The organism is Acidovorax sp. GW458-11-26-14-TSB4, assembly GCF_059423865.1.
The window spans coordinates 58,685-73,877 of the sequence record NZ_JBWKYR010000008.1 but is presented as its reverse complement, the minus strand read 5'-3'; the positions used below and the strand labels follow the sequence as shown (position 1 = coordinate 73,877).

11 protein-coding genes are annotated in these 15,193 nt (G+C 67.5%); 6 read left to right on the top strand and 5 right to left on the bottom strand.

Annotated features, from left to right (window positions below; genetic code table 11):
- Positions 1 to 166 precede the first annotated feature (166 nt).
- Positions 167 to 1,240: an AI-2E family transporter gene (locus tag AC07X5_RS17760; RefSeq protein ID WP_494771223.1), complete on the top strand. Its 1,074-nt coding sequence runs from the start codon at positions 167 to 169 to the stop codon at positions 1,238 to 1,240.
- 15 nt (positions 1,241 to 1,255) lie between these two features.
- Here AC07X5_RS17760 and AC07X5_RS17755 read toward each other — a convergent pair whose 3' ends face one another.
- The 4 genes from AC07X5_RS17755 to hrpA all read right to left on the bottom strand — a co-directional run bounded on the left by AC07X5_RS17755 (position 1,256) and on the right by hrpA (position 7,122).
- Positions 1,256 to 1,984, bottom strand: a complete 729-nt coding sequence (locus AC07X5_RS17755; RefSeq protein WP_494771222.1) for a pentapeptide repeat-containing protein — start codon at positions 1,982 to 1,984, stop codon at positions 1,256 to 1,258.
- A gap of 35 nt (positions 1,985 to 2,019) precedes the next feature.
- Positions 2,020 to 2,361 carry an SMR family transporter gene (locus tag AC07X5_RS17750; RefSeq protein ID WP_494771221.1) on the bottom strand — a complete coding sequence of 114 codons (342 nt, stop codon included), beginning with the start codon at positions 2,359 to 2,361 and terminating at the stop codon, positions 2,020 to 2,022.
- Positions 2,362 to 2,385: 24 nt separating this feature from the next.
- The gene (locus AC07X5_RS17745; RefSeq protein ID WP_494771220.1) at positions 2,386 to 2,952 is read right to left on the bottom strand and encodes a TetR/AcrR family transcriptional regulator; all 567 of its coding nucleotides are present in this window, start codon (positions 2,950 to 2,952) and stop codon (positions 2,386 to 2,388) included.
- Between the two features lie 99 nt (positions 2,953 to 3,051).
- Positions 3,052 to 7,122, bottom strand: a complete 4,071-nt coding sequence (gene hrpA / locus AC07X5_RS17740; protein ID WP_494771219.1) for an ATP-dependent RNA helicase HrpA — start codon at positions 7,120 to 7,122, stop codon at positions 3,052 to 3,054.
- Between the two features lie 349 nt (positions 7,123 to 7,471).
- On the opposite strand from hrpA, the gene AC07X5_RS17735 reads away from it, so the two are divergent.
- From AC07X5_RS17735 to argA, 4 genes are all read left to right on the top strand, one after another.
- Complete coding sequence (locus tag AC07X5_RS17735; protein ID WP_494771218.1) at positions 7,472 to 9,178, top strand: serine hydrolase domain-containing protein; 1,707 nt, start codon at positions 7,472 to 7,474, stop codon at positions 9,176 to 9,178.
- Positions 9,179 to 9,507: 329 nt separating this feature from the next.
- Positions 9,508 to 9,753, top strand: coding sequence for a hypothetical protein (locus AC07X5_RS17730; RefSeq protein ID WP_409954570.1), 246 nt, complete (start codon positions 9,508 to 9,510; stop codon positions 9,751 to 9,753).
- Between the two features lie 8 nt (positions 9,754 to 9,761).
- On the top strand, positions 9,762 to 11,837 hold the full coding sequence (locus AC07X5_RS17725) for an AAA family ATPase (RefSeq protein WP_494771217.1): 2,076 nt from the start codon (positions 9,762 to 9,764) through the stop codon (positions 11,835 to 11,837).
- A 92-nt stretch (positions 11,838 to 11,929) separates the two neighbouring features.
- Positions 11,930 to 13,276 (top strand): amino-acid N-acetyltransferase, encoded by a 1,347-nt coding sequence (argA, locus tag AC07X5_RS17720; RefSeq protein WP_409954572.1) that lies wholly within the window; start codon positions 11,930 to 11,932, stop codon positions 13,274 to 13,276.
- A gap of 5 nt (positions 13,277 to 13,281) precedes the next feature.
- Here argA and AC07X5_RS17715 read toward each other — a convergent pair whose 3' ends face one another.
- Complete coding sequence (locus AC07X5_RS17715; protein WP_409954573.1) at positions 13,282 to 13,620, bottom strand: hypothetical protein; 339 nt, start codon at positions 13,618 to 13,620, stop codon at positions 13,282 to 13,284.
- A 131-nt stretch (positions 13,621 to 13,751) separates the two neighbouring features.
- Here AC07X5_RS17715 and AC07X5_RS17710 point away from each other — a divergent pair, with 131 nt between their 5' ends.
- Positions 13,752 to 15,161 (top strand): alpha/beta fold hydrolase, encoded by a 1,410-nt coding sequence (locus AC07X5_RS17710; RefSeq protein ID WP_494771216.1) that lies wholly within the window; start codon positions 13,752 to 13,754, stop codon positions 15,159 to 15,161.
- The last annotated feature ends 32 nt before the right edge of the window (positions 15,162 to 15,193 follow it).

The following is a 15,193-nucleotide window of genomic DNA, read 5'->3' as shown; positions in this document are numbered from 1 at the left end:
TGGGGAAGGGCCTTGGTACGGGCTGCATTGTGCCACTGATCTGCATCAAGGCCCAAAAGCACGGGCCATATGTATCCGGGCCCCATGGAAATGCAGGGCGCCGCAGCACCTCGCGTACATTGCGGGTACACGCGATAGGGCGGGTATACGTTCTCAACAGGTTCCAATGAGCCCCAACACACTCCAAGACAAGACTTTCCTGCTGCTACTGGTGCTGGTCACCGTGGCCTTCGGCGCCATCCTCTGGCAGTTCCACGGCGCGGTGTTCTGGGGCATGGTGCTGGCCATCCTGTTCGCACCACTGCACCGCAAGGTGCTGCGGCGCCTTCGCCCGCGCACCAATCTGGCTGCATTGATCACCCTGGGGCTGTGCCTGGTGATCGTGATCCTGCCGGTGGCCTTTCTCACCATATCGCTGATCCAGGAAGCCACCGCCATCTACGAGCGCACGCGCACAGGGCAGCTCAATTTCGGCCTTTACTTTCAGCAGGTCATCGCCGCCCTGCCCCAGTGGGCCGTGAACCTGCTGGACCGCTTCAACCTCACTTCGGTGGCGCAGATCCAGGAGCGGCTATCGACCGTGGCGGTGCAGGCCAGCCAGTTCATCGCCACCCAGGCCGTCAGCATCGGCCAGAACACGCTCGAGTTCCTGGTGGGCTTCGGCATCATGCTGTACCTGTTGTTCTTCTTGCTGCGCGATGGCGCGGCGCTGGGCGCGCGCATCGGCCGCGCCATTCCGCTCGAGACCGAGCACAAGCGCCAGTTGGTCACCAAGTTCACCACCGTGATCCGCGCCACCGTCAAGGGCAACATCGTGGTCGCAGCCTCGCAGGGCGCCCTGGGCGGGCTGATCTTCTGGATCCTGGGCATCCAGGGCCCCGTGCTCTGGGGCGTGCTCATGGCCTTCCTGTCGCTGCTGCCCGCCGTGGGCGCAGGCCTCATCTGGCTGCCCGTGGCCATTTACTTCCTGGCCACCGGCGCCGTGTGGCAAGGTGTCGTGCTGATCGCCTACGGCATTGGCGTCATCGGCCTGGTGGACAATGTTCTTCGTCCCATCCTGGTCGGCAAGGACACCAAGATGCCCGACTACGTCGTGCTCATCTCCACCCTGGGCGGGCTGGCCTTGTTCGGCCTCACGGGCTTCGTGATCGGCCCGGTGATCGCGGCACTGTTCATGGCGACCTGGGACCTTTTCTCGCCGGAGCCGGACCAGATCCACAAGCACGAAAACAAGGCCTGACCCGGCCGGCCGGGCTTACATCACCCGCACGCCCAGCTCGCTCACCAGCGCTGCAGCCTGGTCCTGCGAGATCACCGCCCCTTTGAAGAACTGCGCCAGGTGGGCGATGCGCAGCCCGGACAGATCGACCTCGCGCAGGTCGGCGCCGTCGAAGCGCGCATTCTTGAGGTTGGCATCGCGCAGGCTGCCACCCTCGAACACCGCGTCGCGGAAATCGCAGCCGCCCAGGTCGGCATCGGACAGGTCGAGCTGGCCGATGGTCTGCTTCCTGAACGACATGCCGCGCAGGTCCGCGCCCACCAGCAGCGAGTCGTGAAACGCCAAGCCCAGCGTGTGTGCCTCGCGAAAGCTTGCGCCGGTAAGCTTGACCTCGGCGAACACGGCAGAGCCGAGCTTGCTGCGTGCCCAACTGGTGTTGTTCAGGTCGCAGCGGTACCAGCGTGCATCGGTCAGGTCCGCCAGGTGGAAGTTGGCCCGCCCGGCCCGGCAGCCCAGCCAGCGGCTGTCGGCGAGGTTCGTCTTTTCAAAAGCCGCCTCGGCCAGCGTGCACTCGGTGAACTGCGCCCCGCGCAAGTCCAGCTGCGACAGGTCCGCGCCCTCGAAGTCACATTGCTCGAAATGCAGTGGGCCGGCACCGCGCTCCAACAGCGCCAGCACGTCGAACCGCGCCAGGGTCTGGCCGATGATGGGCACGACCGCAGGCGAGGTGGCAGCGGAGGAAGAGCAGGCGAACGAAGCGGTCATGGCATCACCAGAAAATCAGGAAAGAAAGAGCGGGCTCAGTGGCCCACGCTCTTGGAAAAGAGATTCACCACCAGCACGCCCGCAATGATCAGACCGAGGCCGACCACCGCCGGCAGGTCGAGCTTCTGCCCGTAGACCACCCAGCCCACGACCGAGATCAGCACGATGCCCACGCCCGACCAGATGGCATAGGCAATGCCGACGGGCAGGGTCTTGAGCGTGAGCGACAGCAGGTAGAACGAGAGGCCATAGGTGACGACCGTGATGGCGCTGGGCCCCAGGCGGGTGAACCCCTCGGAGGCCTTGAGCGCCGAGGTGCCGATCACTTCTGAAACGATGGCAATGCCGAGCAACAGGTAGGCGGTGGTGAGATTCATGGGTACTCGCTTTTGACAGGGTGATCAGTTGCACAGATCCAGCAGGGTCTTCAGCACGCGGGCCTTGCGCGCCTCGTCCATCGGGTACACATCGAGCATCTGGCTGAACCAGTAGCCGTCGGCCGCCAGGCGGCAGGCCAGCAGGCGGTCGGCTGTTCGAGGGTCATCGCCATCCTGCGCCAGGGCGGCCTGCATCGTGGCGCTCCACTGCTCCCGGCAGTGGGGCAAGGTCAGCGCCAGCAGGCCGATGGCGCGCTGGGCCTCCACCCGGTTGCAATCGGTGCCTTCGTCGAACGCCGTGCGGATGTAGGCCCGGGCATGGCGGCCCGGCCTGCCCTCCTCTTCCATGGCCAGCGCCTGGGCATAGCCCTGCTGGAATTCCTCGAACAGCTGGTCGCTCAGCGCATCAAGCAGCGCCTGCTTGCTGCGAAAGTGGTGCTGCAGCCCGCCCTTGGTCACACCGGCCCGGGCCGACACGGCATCGAGCGTGACGGCATGAGGCCCCTGCTCGACCAGCAGCGTGCGCACCACGGCCAGCAACTGGCTGCGCACCAGTTCGGGGTGCTTCTGGCGGCGGTGGGCTTCGGTCATGAAAAAAACAAACCATCTGGATGGAATGTTTATTGTATTGCATTGCCATGCGTTGGAAGCATGCCGGCCGGAAAGACCGGATCGGCATGCCCTCCCGCTTCAGCTATTGACCTGCGCCCACAGCTTCTCCAGGCGCTTCACGCTCACCGGCTGCGGCGTGCGCAGCTCCTGCGCGAAGAAGCTCACGCGCAGTTCTTCCAGCAGCCAGCGCAGCTCCTGCATGCGGCTGTCCACCTGGCCCTTGCGCTCGGCCACCAGGCGCCAGTAGCGCTGCTCCTGCGGACGCAGCTCGGCCAGCTTGGCGGCGTCGCGCGCGGGGTCGGCGCGGTATTTGTCCAGGCGCAGGGTGATGGCCTTGAGGTAGCGCGCATAGTGGGCCAGTTGTGTCCAGGGCGCGATGGCGATGAAGTTCTTGGGCATCAGCCGGGCCAGTTGCTGCTGGGCGTCCTGCGTGGCCTCGGGGGCGTTCTTTGTGTCCTTGATCTTGCGCGCGGCCGCAGCAAACTCGATGAGGATGGTGCTTGCCAGGCGCGCCACCTCATTGGCGATCAGGGTCAGGCGGCCCCTGCCCTCCTCCATTCGGCGCTTGAAGGCGAACTCGTCGGTGGGCAGCGGGTCGAGCAGAAAGGCGCGGTCCAGCGCCACGTCGATGATCTGGTTGCGCAGTTCCTCCTGCGTGCCGCCGCCCGTGCCGTCGGCATTGCGGCCCACCTGCATGTAGGCCACGGCCATCTTCTGCAGGTCGGGGATGTTCTTCTCCAGGTACTTGAGCGCGTCCTTGATCTGCAGCGCGAACAGGCGGCGCAGGCCGGCGCGGTGCTTGGCCGCAGCCACCTCGGGCTCGTCGAAGACCTCGATGGTCACGGCATCGCCGCCGTCGATGAGGGCGGGGAAGCCGATCAGCGTCTGTCCAGCCTTCTTGATCTCCATGAGCTCGGGCAGTTCGCCGAAGGTCCAGGCCGTGTAGCGCTGGCCGGCCGGCGCAGCGGGCTTGGCAGGGGCTGCTGCCACCGGTGCTTTCGTCGCAGCAGCTGTTTTGCCTGGTGCGGGCGCAGCCGGGGCAGGCGCCTGGGGCGCAGGGGCGCCAGCAGCCAGCTTGAGCCCGGCCAGTGCCTGGAAGGCACCGCGCGCCTTGGCGCCCCACTCGGCCTTCAGGGCACCGAGGTTGCGGCCATGGCCGAGCTGGCGGCCATGCTCGTCCACCACGCGGAAGTTCATGAACAGGTGCGGGCTGAGCATGTCGAGCTTGAAGTCGGCACGCTTCACGTCCAGCGAGGTCTCGTCGCGCACCTGCTTGAGCAGCACATCGGTCAGCCCGCCCTGGCCGAAGCGCTCGGGCGCACCCAGCAGCTCGGCCAGGCGCGCGGCGTTCTCGGGCAGCGGCACGAAGCGGCTGCGCGGGCGCTGGTGCAGGCTCTTGAGCAGGGCCTGGATCTTGTCCTTGAGCATGCCGGGCACCAGCCACTCGCAGCGCTCGTCGTTCACCTGGTTGAGCACGAACAACGGAATGGTCACGGTGATGCCGTCGCGCGGGTCGCCCGGCTCGTGCAGGTAGGTGGCGGCGCAGTCCACCCCGCCCAGGCGCACGGTCTTGGGAAAGGCGTTGCTGGTGATGCCCGCCGCCTCGTGGCGCATGAGTTCTTCGCGCGTGAGCTTGAGCAGGTCGGGATTTTGGCGCGAGGCCTCGCGGTACCAGGCCTCGAAGCCATGGCCGCTGCACACGTCGGGCGGCAGTTGCTGGTCGTAGAAGGCGTAGATCAGCTCGTCATCCACCAGCACGTCCTGGCGGCGCGACTTGTGCTCCAGCTCCTCGACCTTGGCGATCAGCTTCTGGTTGGCGGCCAGGAAGGGCAGCTTGCTCTCCCAGTTGCCGCCCACCAGCGCCTCGCGGATGAAGATCTCGCGCGCGGCATGCGGGTCGATCTTGCCGAAATTGATGCGCCGGCCACTGTAGATCACGATACCGTAGAGCGTGGCGCGCTCCAGCGCCGTGACCTCGGCCGACTTCTTCTCCCAGTGCGGGTCGAGCAGTTGCTTCTTGAGCAGGTGGCCGCCCACCTGCTCGAGCCACTGCGGCTCGATGGCGGCAATGCCCCGGCCGAACAGGCGCGTGGTCTCCACCAGCTCGGCCGCCACGATCCAGCGGCCGGGCTTCTTGGACAGGTGGGCACCCGGGTGCTTGTAGAACTTGATGCCGCGCGCACCCAGGTACCAGTCTTCCTCTTCGCCCTTGGCGCCGATGTTGCCCAGCAGCCCCGCCAGCATGGACAGGTGCAGTTGCTCGTAGCTCGCGGGCTGGGTGTTGATGGCCCATTTGTGCTCGGTCACCACCGTGAGCAGCTGGGTGTGGATGTCGCGCCACTCGCGCAGCCGGCGGATGCTGATGAAGTTCTGGCGCAGCAGTTGCTCGTACTGGCGGTTGCTCAGCTTGTGCGTGGGCGCAGCCGCACTGGCGACAGCGGCCACGGGTGCAGCAGCGGCTGCCACCGAACGCTGTGCCACCGGCAGATGGGCGTGCGAGGGCGCGCGCTGGTTGGCCATGGCTTTTTGCGCGCGGGCCGAGGGCAGCGTGGGCGCCCCACCCCGGGCCTCGTTGATCCACTTCCACAGCTTGAGGTAACCGCTGAACTCGCTTTTCTCGTCGTCGAACTTGGCGTGCGCCTGGTCGGCCTGCTGCTGGGCCTCCATGGGGCGGTCGCGCACGTCCTGCACGCTGAGCGCACTGGCGATGATGAGCACCTCGTCCAGCGCCTTGCGGTCGCGCGCCTCCAAAATCATGCGGCCCACGCGGGGGTCCAGCGGCAGGCGCGACAGCTCCACGCCCATGGGCGTGAGCTCGTTGGCATCGTCCACGGCGCCCAGTTCGCCCAGCAGCTGGTAGCCGTCGGCGATGGCGCGGCCCGAGGGCGCCTCGATGAACGGGAACTGCACTACGTCGCCCAGGTGCAGCGATTTCATGCGCAGGATGACGCCGGCCAGCGAGCTGCGCAGGATTTCCGGGTCGGTGAAGCGCGGCCGGGCATTGAAGTCCGCCTCGTCATACAGGCGGATGCAGATGCCGTTGGCCACCCGGCCGCAGCGGCCTGCGCGCTGGTTGGCGGCCGCCTGGCTGATGGGCTCGACCAGCAATTGCTCCACCTTGCTGCGAAAGCTGTAGCGCTTGACCCGGGCCGTGCCCGCATCGATCACATAGCGGATGCCGGGCACCGTGAGCGAAGTCTCGGCCACGTTGGTCGCCAGCACCAGGCGCCGCCCGGTGTGGCCGTCGAAGATGCGGTCCTGCTCGGCTTGCGACAGGCGCGCGAACAGGGGCAGCACCTCGGCGCTGCGCAACACCGGGTGGTGCGACAGGTGCTTGCGCAGGTGGTCGGCCGCCTCGCGGATCTCGCGCTCGCCAGGCAGGAAGATCAGGATGTCGCCCGAGGCGTTGCCCTGCCACAGCTCGTCCACCCCATCGGCGATGGCTTCGTTCAGGCCATGGTCGCGCGTTTCCTCGAACGGGCGCCAGCGCTGCTCCACCGGGAAGGTGCGCCCGGACACATAGATGATCGGCGCGGGGCCCTTGCTGGACTCGAAATGCCTGGCAAATCGGTCCGCATCGATGGTGGCCGAGGTCACCACCACCTTGAGGTCCGGCCGGCGCGGCAGGATCTGGCGGATGTAGCCCAGCAGGAAGTCGATGTTCAGGCTGCGCTCGTGCGCCTCGTCGATGATGATGGTGTCGTAGGCCTTGAGCAGCGGGTCGGTCTGCGTCTCGGCCAGCAGGATGCCGTCGGTCATGAGCTTGACGGACGCGTCGCGCGAGAGCCGGTCCTGGAAGCGCACCTTGAAGCCCACCACGTCGCCCAGCGGGGTCTCCAGTTCCTCGGCGATGCGCTTGGCCACGCTGCTGGCCGCAATGCGGCGCGGCTGGGTGTGGCCTATCAACTGGCCCTTCTGGCCGGCGGGCGCATTGCACTTGCCCCGGCCCAGGGCCAGCGCGATCTTGGGCAGCTGCGTGGTCTTGCCCGAGCCGGTCTCGCCGCAAACGATGACGACCTGGTGACGGCGCATGGCCTGCATGATCTCGTCGCGCTTGCCCGAGACGGGCAGGGATTCGGGAAACGTGATGCGCAGCGGCGCTGCGCGCGGGACGGCAGGCGGGGAAATGGAAGGCGTGGAGTCGGTCATGAAGGCCTGCATTATCCGAGGCCTGCGTTGGCCCCGTGCAACACCGGCCATGCGCGCCAGCCCCATGGACGGCTGTCGTGCAAAAAAAGCCACCCGTGCCGACCCCGAGCAAGGGCTGAAGGGGGTGGTTTTCAGGATGTAATCACCCCCGGCCACATCTTCACGCCGCGCGCAGCCAAAAAACTCCCGCATGCCTTTGCAGCCCCCTGCTTCCACGCCCTCCCCGGACCCGCAGCCGCCCCGCCCATCGCGCCGCGAATGGCTGGCATGGACCGGCACAGCGGCGCTTGCGCCGTGGCTGGCGGGTTGCGGCGGCAGCGGGTCTCCCCCGCCCAACCTCGATGCCACCATGGCTTGGGGGCGCCGCGAGATCCGCCAGGCCATGAAGGCCAGCGAGACACGGGCCGCCTCGATCGCGGTGATGTACGGCGACCGCATCGTCTGGCAGGAGGCCTTCGGGGTGCTGCGCGACGGCCCGGCCACACCCGCGACGCCGGAAACGCGGTTCAACGTCGGCTCGGTCAGCAAGGTGCTTGCGGCGCTGGCCGTGATGATCCTCGTGGACCGCCAGCTGGTGCAGCTTGATGCGCCGGTGGTGCGCTACCTGCCGCAGTTCAGCATGCTCTCGGCCGGCTACCGCGACATCACCGTGCGCCACCTGCTGAGCCACGCTTCGGGCCTGCCCGGTACCTACCTGCACAACATGTTCGCCTTTGCCCCGCTGCCCGGGTACGCGGCGGGGTTGGAAGGCGCGCTGGCCAACATGCACCTCAAGCATGCCCCCGGCGCCATGGCCGTCTATTGCAACGATGGCTTCACCCTCATCGAGCGCATCGTGCAGGCGGTCACGGGCCAGAGCTACACCACCTTCGTGCAGTCCACCATCCTCACCCCGCTGAGCATGGGCCGCTCGGGCTTCACGCTGCAGCCCCTGCCCGAAGGCAGTTTCGCGCCCGGCTACATCGGCCCTGCCCGCCAGGGCCAGGAATTCGTGATGGGCTACGCCACCAGCGGCCTGTGCACCACGCCGGGCGACATGATGCGGCTGGCCGCCCTGCTGATCCAGGGCGGCGAGCAGGATGGGCAGCGCGTGGTCTCCAAGGCCGGCGTGCTGGAGATGGGCAGCGACCAGAACCAGGGCATGCGCATCGACCTCACGCCCGACTGGCACTGGGGCCTGGGCTGGGACAGCACCCGGCAGCCGGGCCTCGCCGCTGCCGGCGTGCGGGCCTGGCACAAGAGCGGTGAAACCAATTTCTACGCCAGCGAGTTCCATGTGCTGCCCCAGGCCGGCATGGCCTTGCTGCTCACGGGCAATGCGCCGGGGTTTCGTCCCGGCCCCATCGCCGAAGGCATTCTGCTGCGGGCCCTGCAGGAGACAGGCCAGCTCCAGGCCCTGCCGCTCAAGGTGAGCACCACCGTGCCGCCGACGGCCACGTCCTCGTCCACGGCCGTCGAAGCCGTGCTCGGCATCTATGGCCGGGCGGCCAAGCCCTTGAAGGTGCTCTCGGCCGACGGCCAGCAGATCGACCTCTGGGTGTGGTCCGCCGCGCTCAGGGATTGGGAACCGCTGTGCGAAGGGCTGCGCCTGCGCAGCGACGGCTGGTGGTGGGCCGACGCGAAGCCCGGCACGCACTACCGCTGGGAAGAAGCTGAAGGCCGGCGCTACCTGATGTCGCGCGAACCTGCGGGCGCCGGGCACTACTGGACCACCACCCCCATGGCCGAGCAGATGCCGCGCGCCAGCGCCCCGCTGCCCGCCGCCTGGGCCGACCGCCTGGACAGCACCTGGATCCTGGCCAACGAGGCGCCCGAATCAATGCTGCTGGCGCTTGGCGGCAAGGCCACCGCCACCCTGCGGGAACTGCCCGAACTGCGCGGCTATCTGTTCTGGGACGACCGGCAGTTCCTGCTACCCCTCTCGGCCGACCGCGCCGGCATGGCGGTGCGGGTGCCGCTCAACGCCGGGCGCGACCTCGTCGAGCTGGTCGTGCAGACGCAGGACCAGCAGGAGTGGCTGTACGCCGCGGGCAGCCTCTACCGCCAGGGCGACTGAACCCAACCCGCCCGGCCCGGCACTGTTCCTTTCACGCGACAGTTGATGGCCTTCGCTGTGGCTGCGGCTTGCCACAGGCGGCGCGGCTCGCCACAATCGCGTCTTCTTTCTTTCAGCCCTGCAGCGCCATGTCGGCCGCCGCTGAAAGCCCTGGAGGTCATCGCTATGTTGGTTCCCTTGTTCGCTCCCGCCTGACCACAGTCCATCGCCCCGGCTGGACTGTGCATTCACGAGTCCAGCCACGGCCAACAAGCGCTCTTTCGCACCCAGTGCGGCGCTCCACAAGCCCTGGCTCCATCGCCGGGGTTTTTTGTTTGTGGAACGCACACATGAGTGCCCAAAAATTATCCCGAGCCTACGCCCAGGGTGAAATCAAGAAGCTGCGCCGTATGAAGCAGCCCCTGGTGCTGAAGCTCGAATCCTCGGGCCCGCCCCGAAACCCTGTGGCCACCGCGCTGGCCCAGCGCAGCCTGTCCAGCGCGGCAGGCAAGCACATACGCAGCCGCGGGGCCCAGCGCCGCGCGGACAACGTCGCCCTGCGCAAGGCGACCCAAGGCAAGCTGCAAAGCGATTGATTGACGATATGAATCCATTCACCAACGACGTGCCGCCACACCTGCGGCACCCCCTGCACCCCACCGCTGCCCTGGCTGCGGGCGGGGTGTCCACCCCGGCAGCGCATGCCGCGCCCGCCCCGGTACACGCCCACGGCGGGCCGGAACTGGCGGGCGCCGTGAGCGCCGCGGACCTGGCCGTGCGCCAGCAGGCCCTGGCCCAGGCGGCCGTGCAGCTCAAGGCCGAGCTCGTGGGCATCGACGACGTGATCGACCGCGTCATCGATGCCGTGCGCGCCTGGTACGTGCTGCCCCAGCTCATCACGCGGCCGGTCATCGTCTGCCTGTGGGGCCTGACCGGCACCGGCAAGACCCAGCTCACGCGGCGCCTGGCGCAACTGCTGGGTTATTACGACCGCTTCGTGGAAGTGCAGATGGACGGCTTCAGCCACGGCGCCAGCTACCGCAGCTCCACCATCTCGGGCATGCTGGGCGACTCGGGCATCACCGAGGGTGCGCCCGGCATCCTGGTGCTCGACGAGTTCCAGCGCTTTCGCACCGTGGACCGCAAGGGCGAGGACGTGAAGGTCGAGCGCTACCAGGACGTCTGGACCCTGCTCTCCGATGGGCGCCTGCCGCCCGCGCTGAGCGCACTGTCCAACATCGAGCGCAAGCTGGCCGACGCGCACTACGAGGCTGAGCGCGCCGACGACGGCGACGACGACCGCGCCGGCAAGGCGCCCTACCGCTTCCAGCTCGACGCCTGGGACGCGCAGGAACTCAAGCGCATGCTCAAGCTGCAGGAGCCGCTGGCCGAGGTCATGCAGTGGCCGCCGGCCAAGGTGCAGGCGCTGTTCACGCGCTTCCAGCAGTCGCACCACGCCTGGGAGACCGATTACAGCAAGCTCCTGGTCTTCGTCTGCGGCAACCTGGACGAGATGTACCACGAGACCGCCCAGCGCGTGGAGGACTGCGATACCGACGCCGACATCTTCCATCGCCTGACGCGCAAGCTCTCGCTGATCGACGTAAAGAAGGCCCTGGGCGAGCGTTTCAAGCCCGAGCAGATCGCGCGCCTGGGCAACGGGCATGTGGTCTACCCCTCGTTCAGCAAGGCCACCTACGAGCAGTTGATCCGCAACCTGTGTGCGCGCTATGTGGACGACATCGCCGCGCAATGCGGCGTGCGTTTTGCCATCGGGCAGGACGTGCTCGACGAGCTGTATGCCAACGCCGTCTTCCCGGCCCAGGGCACGCGGCCGCTGTTCTCTTCGGTGCACGCCATCCTGAGCGCCAACCTGGTCAACGCCGCGCTGTGGGTGCTGCAGGAGCAACTGCCGCTTGCGCAGGAGTTTCCCATCCAGTTGGCGCCCGGCAAGCGCCACCTGCTGGTGCAGGGCCAGGGGCCGCAAGGCGTGGCGGAGACCACCTTCCCGGTGATGCTGGAGCTCAACCGGCTCAAGCAGCGCGCCAACGCCGACTTCCGCGCCCTGCTGGCGGTGCACGAGGCCGGCCACGGCCTGGCGTACTGCGTGCTGTTCGGCCACGCGCCGCAGGAGGTGAAGATCAACATCGCTTCCTTCGAGGGCGGCTACAACAGCTTCTCCAGCCTCAAGGCCACCACGCGGCAGAACGTGCTCGACATGATGTGCGTGGGCCTGGCCGGCCGTGTGGCCGAGGAGCTGGTGTTTGGCGAGATGGCCTGCACCACCGGCGCCGAGCAGGACTACAAGCAGGTGACGGCGGATGCGGCTCGCTACATCCGCCACCACGGCTTTGGCGCACGGCTGGCCCGCACCGACGTGACGGTGGAGATGGACAACCACGTCAACACCGACGTGGGGCCGAGCAACGACGCCATCGAAGCGCTGATGCAGCAGCAGTACCGCCGCGCCCAGGAGCTGCTGCAGACCCACCGCGAGGCCCTGGGCCGCACGGTGGATGCGCTCTTGCGCCAGGGCACCATCGCCCCGGTGGAGATGGTGGCTTTGCTCAAGGACTGCGGCATTGCCCTGGCGCCACCGGCACCGGGCGGCCTGCCCGATGAAGGCCTGGTGCTGGAGCCGTTTGCCGCCAAACTGGGGGCGTTCCGCAAGGGTGTGTGATGCGCCTCTCAGCAGGGGGCGGGGTACGCCCTTATGATGCGCGCCTGCCGATATCCTTATTACACCGGTCGCCCCACCCCTAGCAGCTGCCCATGTCCGCCGTCTTCAATTTCACCTTTGTGCCCTGGTTCCGCTCGGTGGCGCCCTACATCCACAAGTTCCGCAACCAGACCTTCGTGATCGGGCTGACGGGTGAAGGCATCGCCGCGGGCAAGCTGCACAGCATTGCGCAGGACCTGGCGCTGATCCAGGCCATGGGCGTGAAGATCGTGCTGGTGCACGGCTTTCGCCCCCAGGTGAACGAGCAACTGGCCGCCAAGGGCCATGCGGCGAAGTACTCGCACGGCATCCGCATCACCGACTCGGTGGCGCTCGATTGCGCGCAGGAGGCCGCAGGCCAGCTGCGCTATGAGATCGAAGCCGCCTTCAGCCAGGGCCTGCCCAACACCCCCATGGCCGGTGCCACGGTGCGCGTGATCTCGGGCAACTTCCTCACGGCCCGGCCCGTGGGCATTATGGACGGGGTGGACTTCCAGCACTCGGGCCTGGTGCGCAAGGTGGACGTGGCCGGCATCCAGCGCACGCTGGACATGGGTGCGCTGGTGCTGCTGTCACCGTTCGGCTTCTCGCCCACGGGCGAGGCCTTCAACCTGAGCATGGAAGAAGTGGCCACCAGCGTGGCCATCGAGCTGCGCGCCGACAAGCTGATCTTCCTGACCGAGGTGCCCGGCATCCGCATGCAGCCCGGCGAGCCCGAGGGCGAGGACAACCCCATCGACACCGAGCTGCCGCTGGCCGCCGCCCAGGCCCTGCTGGCCACCCTGCCCACCGCGCAGAACCCCACCGACACCGGCTTTTACCTGCAGCACTGCGTCAAGGCCTGCAAGGCCGGCGTGGAGCGCAGCCACATCCTGCCGTTCGCGGTGGACGGCTCGCTGCTGCTGGAGGTGTATGTGCACGACGGCATCGGCACCATGGTGATCGACGAAAAGCTCGAAGAACTGCGCGAAGCCACCATCGACGACGTGGGCGGCATCCTGCAGCTGATCGAGCCCTTCGAGAAGGACGGCACCCTGGTCAAGCGCGACCGCACCGAGATCGAACGCGACATCGCCGCCTACACCATCATCGAGCACGATGGCGTGATCTTCGGCTGCGCGGCGCTGTATCCCTACCCCGAGGCCAAGACGGCCGAGATGGCCGCCGTCACCGTGTCGCCGCAGAGCCAGGGCACGGGCGATGGCGAAAAACTGCTCAAGCGCATCGAGCAGCGCGCCCGTGCCGCCGGGCTGGAGAGCATCTTCGTGCTGACCACGCGCACCATGCACTGGTTCATCAAGCGCGGCTTCCAATCCGTAGACCCGGACTGGCTGCCCGACGCACGCAAGCGCAAGTACAACTGGGACCGGCGCAGCCAGGTGCTGGTCAAGAAACTCTAGTAACCCTAGGTTTCCCTTTTCTCCGGCGCATCCAGCTGGTGCCCGATGCGTGGCGCCAGGTGCTGGCGCACATGCTCGGCAATGGCCACCGTGGCATCGCCCCCCAGTTCGCCCACCATCTGGCGTGTGACCGCGTAGTGCATGGCCAGCAGGCCGCGCAGCTTCTTGAAGGCCGCTGCGTTCTCGTGGCCGGCCACGAAATTGTCGTTGGCCAGCACACGTTCGGCCACCCCCGGCTCGGCCAGCGGCACCTGGCAGACGATGGCCATCTGGTCGACCTCCAGATCGATCTGCTGCAGCAACTCCTCCCAGTGGGAGGCGGTGAATCGCTCTTCGTGGTCCATGCAAGGGTCTCCATCAGGGTGGGGGCGCGGCACCAGGAAAGGTGCCACATGCCCATGTTAAGCTGTTTGCTGCACCGCAACAGGTGTCCCGTGCGCCGCGCTCCGCAGGGCACCCTTCTGGGAGCTTTTCCATGTCCGACCACGGCAAGGTTTCGCTCGGCACAGGCGCGGCATCGCCCCTCCCCGCCGAGCACAGTGTGCCCCTCTTCTGGCCCATGGCAGCCGCCTGGCACCTGGGCGAGCAAGCGCTGTCGCTGGTGCAGCGCAGCGCCGATTTCGCCACCGAGGCGGCCGTCATCGACCACCCGCCCCAGCCCGAATGGGCCACGCGCAACCAGGTGCGGCTGGAACTGGCCACCCTGCGGCTGCGCGAGTTCACCGACAGCGCGGCCCAGGGCATCCCCATCCTGGTCGACGCACCGTTCGCAGGGCACAGCTCCACCATTGCCGACTACGCGCCCGGCCAGAGCCTGGTGCAGGTGCTCATGGCGGCCGGTGCGCCGCGCGTGCTGGTGACCGACTGGAAGAGCGCCACGCCGGCCATGCGCTATTTCGACATCGACACCTACCTGGCCGAGCTCAACGTGGCGGTGGACGACCTGGGTGGCCAGGTCCACAAGGGCGTGTCATCACCCATTTCACCCCCGCGAAAGCCTGCAGCGCGGTGCAGTGCAAGGCGCCCTGAGTGCCGCGTAGCACGACTACGCAAGCGAAGGGCAACGCCGCAATGCGCCGCGCTGCAGGCTTTCCCTTCGGGCTGGCCCCGGCATGCGGCGTCTGCTTTGTCGCTCGGCTTGCCCATAGTCCACTATGGGCTGCGCCGCGCTTCGCGCATCCATCCGCATGCCGGGGCCAGCGCGGGGGTGAAATGGGTGATGACACGCCCTATGGGTCTGTGCCAGGGCGGCTGGCTGAGCGCGATGTTTGCGGCGCGCTTTCCCGGCAAGGTCAAAAGCCTGGTGCTCGCAGGCTCGCCCATCGACACCGATGCTGGCGATGGCCCGATCAAGCGCCTGGCGCACAGCCTGCCGCTGCAGACCTACCGGGACATGGTGGCCGCAGGCCAGGGCCTCATGCGCGGCAGCCTGATGCTGGCCGGCTGGAAGAACATGCACCCGGCCGAGCAGTACGCCAACAAGTACGCCACGCTTTACCAGAATATCGAGGACAGGAGCCAGGTCGCCCGCACCGAGCAGTTTGAGCGCTGGTACGAGAACCCGGTGGACCTGCCCGGCGCCTACTACCTGCAGGCCATCGAACAGCTGTTCAAGGAGAACCGCTTTGCCAAGGGGCATTTTGTCGGGCTGGGGCGCGCGCTGTCGCTGCGCGACATCACCATCCCCACCTACCTGCTGGGCGGCGAGGCCGACGACATCACCACGCCCGAGCAGGTCTTCGCCGCTGCCGACCTGATCGGCACGCCCAAGCACCAGATCGTGCGCAAGCTGGTGCCCGGCGGGCACATCGGCCTGTTCATGGGCAGCGGCACGCTCAAGGCCGCCTGGCCGGGCATTGCCGAATGGGTATTGGGCCACCGGTGAGGCCGTGCCCTGTACGCTTGGTGCCTTCCTCA

Coding starts and splice junctions, on each gene's coding strand:
- hrpA (WP_494771219.1), bottom strand. CDS start 7,122: ATGACCGACTCCACGCCTTCCATTTCCCCGCCTGCCGTCCCGCGCGCA.
- AC07X5_RS17735 (WP_494771218.1), top strand. CDS start 7,472: ATGGCTTGGGGGCGCCGCGAGATCCGCCAGGCCATGAAGGCCAGCGAG.
- AC07X5_RS17755 (WP_494771222.1), bottom strand. CDS start 1,984: ATGACCGCTTCGTTCGCCTGCTCTTCCTCCGCTGCCACCTCGCCTGCG.
- AC07X5_RS17750 (WP_494771221.1), bottom strand. CDS start 2,361: ATGAATCTCACCACCGCCTACCTGTTGCTCGGCATTGCCATCGTTTCA.
- argA (WP_409954572.1), top strand. CDS start 11,930: ATGTCCGCCGTCTTCAATTTCACCTTTGTGCCCTGGTTCCGCTCGGTG.
- AC07X5_RS17710 (WP_494771216.1), top strand. CDS start 13,752: ATGTCCGACCACGGCAAGGTTTCGCTCGGCACAGGCGCGGCATCGCCC.
- AC07X5_RS17730 (WP_409954570.1), top strand. CDS start 9,508: ATGAGTGCCCAAAAATTATCCCGAGCCTACGCCCAGGGTGAAATCAAG.
- AC07X5_RS17745 (WP_494771220.1), bottom strand. CDS start 2,952: ATGACCGAAGCCCACCGCCGCCAGAAGCACCCCGAACTGGTGCGCAGC.
- AC07X5_RS17760 (WP_494771223.1), top strand. CDS start 167: ATGAGCCCCAACACACTCCAAGACAAGACTTTCCTGCTGCTACTGGTG.
- AC07X5_RS17715 (WP_409954573.1), bottom strand. CDS start 13,620: ATGGACCACGAAGAGCGATTCACCGCCTCCCACTGGGAGGAGTTGCTG.
- AC07X5_RS17725 (WP_494771217.1), top strand. CDS start 9,762: ATGAATCCATTCACCAACGACGTGCCGCCACACCTGCGGCACCCCCTG.